The sequence below is a fragment of the uncultured Jannaschia sp. genome, assembly GCF_947494025.1.
Lineage (GTDB): Bacteria > Pseudomonadota > Alphaproteobacteria > Rhodobacterales > Rhodobacteraceae > Jannaschia.
In genome coordinates this window covers 1-1474 of sequence record NZ_CANLTQ010000097.1, presented here as the reverse complement: position 1 = coordinate 1474, position 1474 = coordinate 1, and the positions used below count along the sequence as shown (strand labels likewise).

Annotated in this window: 4 protein-coding genes; 3 read left to right on the top strand and 1 reads right to left on the bottom strand. The window is 65.3% G+C overall.

Annotation, left to right across the window (positions count from 1 at the left end; all coding sequences use genetic code 11):
- The coding region (locus tag Q1B08_RS21405; protein WP_299823376.1) for a transposase at positions 1-470 on the bottom strand (470 nt) is incomplete at its 3' end.
- Here Q1B08_RS21405 and Q1B08_RS21400 point away from each other — a divergent pair.
- From Q1B08_RS21400 to Q1B08_RS21390, 3 genes are all read left to right on the top strand, one after another.
- A complete protein-coding gene (locus Q1B08_RS21400; protein ID WP_299823373.1) occupies positions 414-869 on the top strand; it encodes an SCO family protein in 456 nt (151 codons plus the stop codon). The genes Q1B08_RS21405 and Q1B08_RS21400 overlap by 57 nt on opposite strands.
- On the top strand, positions 866-1192 hold the full coding sequence (locus tag Q1B08_RS21395) for a copper chaperone PCu(A)C (RefSeq protein ID WP_299823370.1): 327 nt from the start codon (positions 866-868) through the stop codon (positions 1190-1192). Before Q1B08_RS21400 ends, Q1B08_RS21395 begins: the two co-directional genes overlap by 4 nt.
- Before the next feature lie 128 nt (positions 1193-1320).
- A complete protein-coding gene (locus Q1B08_RS21390; protein WP_299823367.1) occupies positions 1321-1446 on the top strand; it encodes a hypothetical protein in 126 nt (41 codons plus the stop codon).
- The last annotated feature ends 28 nt before the right edge of the window (positions 1447-1474 follow it).

The window sequence follows — 1474 nt, the reverse complement described above, 5'->3', positions numbered from 1 at the left end:
CCGCGCGAACATGCGCAATCCGCGTGGCCGCTCCCAAAATAAACCGGGAGCTGGGAAATGCATAAGACAAGAGGGGGGCAACCGCGAGGCTTCTTGCGGTGGACCTGGCTGGTCATCCCGTGGGCCTCGAGCCAGCGCCCGTTTTCAGCGGACCGGTAGGCACTGTCCGCCCAGACGCCGCGGGCGGTGTTTGCCGTCTGGATCAGGCCCCCGCGCAGCCGGGCCCCGTCGTGCTGAGCCGCGTCCGTGACGATCTGGCGGCGGATCACCCCGTGCATCCGGTCGATGCTGACATGCGACCTGTAGCCGTAGATCGGGATCGCAATATCGACCGGCTTCGAGCCGTCGGTGCGCGCTTTCGTCTTGCTGTATTTGACCGTCCAGCGACTATCCGTGTCCTTTCGAGCCGCGCCGTGACCGAGGCTAACTTCGCCGGGCGCTGGCAGCTCGTCTTCTTCGGCTTCACGCATTGTCCGGACATCTGCCCGACGACGCTGGCCTACATGGCGAGCGTGCTCGACCTCCTCGGGTCGAAGGTGGAACAGGTGGCGCCGCTTTTCATCACGGTCGATCCGGCGCGCGACACGGTCCCTGTGATGGCGGAGTATGTCTCCGCCTTCCATCCCCGTCTCGTCGGCCCAACCGGCACCGAGGCGCAGGTGGCCGACGCGGCGGAGAGCTTCCGGACCTGGTACGAACGGGTGGAGGATGAGACTGCGCTTGACGGCTACATGATGGCCCATGCCGGCCATATCTACCTGATGTGCCCGGATGGGGGATTTGAGACGGTCTTCCAGGAACGCGACCAGCCGCCCGAAGCCGTCGCCGAACAGATCCTCACGCATATCCGAGAGCGAGAAGACCGATGAAGCTCCTCGTTTCCACAGCGCTCGCCGCCGCGCTTCCGTTCGCCGCGCGTGCCGAGGTCACCGTCACGGAAGCTTGGGCGCGTGCCAGCATCCTCGCGTCGCGCCCCGGGGCTGCGTACCTGAGCCTGAAGAGCGATCTGGACGACCGCCTGATCGGCGTGACGACCCCTGTCGCCCGTGAGGTCACACTTCATGCAACGGAGACCCACACGGCCGGCATCGGCCGAATGGTCCAGATCGAGGCCCTTGATCTCCTTGCCGAAGAGGCTGTGACGCTCACGTCTGGTAGCATGTATCTGATGCTGACGGGGCTTTCGGAGTAGCTCGCCGAAGGTTCCATCTTCCTGCTGACCCTCCATGTCGAGACCGCCGGGGAGATCATCGTCGATGTTCCCGTTTTCGGCGTTGCCGCGACCGGGCCGGAGGGACCTGCGGAATGAGGAGAACGTTGTTGCTGCTGGCTATCATGAGCGTGTCCACACCGGCGCTGGCCAATCATCCGGGCGACCAGCTTGGCGAGGCAATGGAAGCGAAGGAGCCCGCGTTCGAGCAGGCCGGCGCGACCCGCCCGGCCTGAAGCTGCGAACCGTCGACGGGACGGAGTT